This is a genomic window from Marinobacter sp. EVN1, assembly GCF_000475375.1.
Lineage (GTDB): Bacteria > Pseudomonadota > Gammaproteobacteria > Pseudomonadales > Oleiphilaceae > Marinobacter > Marinobacter nauticus.
The window spans coordinates 1-2,019 of record NZ_AXCB01000058.1; the positions used below are offsets into that span (position 1 = coordinate 1).

3 protein-coding genes are annotated in these 2,019 nt (G+C 49.7%); all 3 read right to left on the reverse strand.

Going from position 1 to position 2,019, the window contains the following annotated elements; all coding sequences use genetic code 11:
• Window positions 1-236: 236 nt before the first annotated feature.
• Window positions 237-593, reverse strand: coding sequence for a hypothetical protein (locus Q674_RS37100; RefSeq protein WP_152526094.1), 357 nt, complete (start codon window positions 591-593; stop codon window positions 237-239).
• 128 nt (window positions 594-721) lie between these two features.
• Window positions 722-1,102, reverse strand: a complete 381-nt coding sequence (locus Q674_RS37105) for a hypothetical protein (protein ID WP_023009720.1) — start codon at window positions 1,100-1,102, stop codon at window positions 722-724.
• Between the two features lie 99 nt (window positions 1,103-1,201).
• The gene (locus tag Q674_RS37110) at window positions 1,202-1,528 is read right to left on the reverse strand and encodes a hypothetical protein (protein WP_031210408.1); all 327 of its coding nucleotides are present in this window, start codon (window positions 1,526-1,528) and stop codon (window positions 1,202-1,204) included.
• Window positions 1,529-2,019 lie beyond the last annotated feature (491 nt).

The following is a 2,019-nucleotide window of genomic DNA, read 5'->3' on the forward strand; positions in this document are numbered from 1 at the left end:
GCAGTTATTCAGACCTTCCCTTATTCTGACTTAAGGATTCACATTCGAATAAACGAAACCTCTCCACTGCTCCCAAGTGTTCAGGAGCAAATCTGAGCAAGAATTTTTCGCTGACTACCGGCTGTGACAAATTACTCTCCGAGAATATAACGCCGATGTTAAGCGGCCGACTTGCCGGAGCACCGCGTAGGCAAGTCGGTCCGGTGGAGGCCCGCTAGGGCCGGAACGTACTTGAACTACTGGTTATGCGATTTACCCGTAAGGTAAAACCTGAATACCAATGCTTGTACCAGCGCGACCAGCCCAAAAAACGCTGCAGCCTGCATATTTGAGAAGATCAAAACACCCGCAAAAAACAGAATAGCGACGACAACGTAATATCGATAGCCACCACTCGTATACTTGCAAATAACCCAATGACTGGGGAGACCGACCGCTAGCCAGCCAAGCACCGAAAGCAAAATGTAAACCGCGCTAAAAATGCCGGCGAATGCGAGAAAGCCATAGGCACTATTCAGGCTGGAAAATGCATCTAGCGTTAATGCGCCGTAAACGAAAAATGCAGCACCTACCCAGCCAATGCTCTTTAACATGGCTTTATCCCAACAGCCCAACTCCAATCATTCTCTCCTACGCATAACGTTTGCAGCATGCGCGCCCATGGAATGGAGCCGAAGGCGCAGTGTAATGGGCGTCGCCGTGCCTGCACTTGTTATAAGTTTCACTCGCACCAGACATAAAAATTACCTACCTCATTTTCGTTGCCGACCATTCCGAAAAATAAATAAACCGCTGATTCTCTGTTGAAATTAGCAGCACAATCGAGTGCCACTTGAGCCTTGTACCTCTCGGGAGAGACACACTCAAAGGTCCCGGCATCTTCACTACTATGCTCGAAAAGCGAAACGGTGCATGAGATCCCTCCAGGGCTGCGCCAAACTTCCCTAGAGATATACCCCTTGCCATAAATCTCAACGGGGAGTACGAACTCGCCGAGAACCTCACCAATATCTCTTCTTTCGACGTGAATCTCTTTTACACCGCCGGCCAAAGCAGGGATACCCAATCCACTCAAGATCAGAATGATGAGTAATGGCCTCATACTTCTCCCTACTTATAACGCCAGCCATAAGCGGCGCCCTGACAAGGGCGTCCGGTGGAGGGCCATCGGCCCGGAACAACCTTAATGGCCTTGTTAGGTCTAGACATGTACTAGCAATGCTGGTGCATACGCAGACCAATAAAGAGCCACTGTACCCGCGAAGCTCACGGAAATTGCGGCCAATGGCAACCATTTGGTTGCGCGGAACAGTGCTGAAAACGCCAAGCCCAGACATAAAATAGGCAATACCACCCACCACTGAATCGTATGGAAAACGAACTGCGAATAGGCCGTTTGCTCTACACCAAAGCTATACCAGAGTTGCGTAAATGACTTGGCAGCCTCCGGTTGGTTTAGCGCATAGATAAAGTAGGACTGCGCAAACACGAAGAAAAGAATGAACAACCAAAAAAACAGCTTCTTCATACGATGACCTAACGCCATGCGCACCGGCACGCTTTAGCGTGTCCGAGTGCCGCTATTAGTTAAGCGCTCTGAGCCCGCAGCCCGGTACCTCTCAATCTCCGAAGCAGTAACGATCGGACCGATTAAGAGACCGAAAGAGAGCGCATACAATCCCCAGGCGTCTCCGCCTGAACTATAAATCCGGTAAATAAGAACTGGCAGCGCAAGGAGGCAAAAACCAACCACCCACAACTGCAAAATTCCGTGCTCTTGCAGATATTGGCCGAGGCGTAAACCTTTAGCTCCATACCCTTTCCATTGCCGCAGTTCTGGGTTGAATATCGGCATCAGTACCAAGACAAAGCCGCATGCAAGGCCAGCAGATAATCGGTGTTCTGAAGCCAGTATGAACGTTGACGCCATAGCCAGTAAGAAAACACCCGTGCACTTCCAGTTTTTAACGATCACCTTCTGAGCTGATGTCATAAGCGTTTAACGCGAAGGTAACCGGC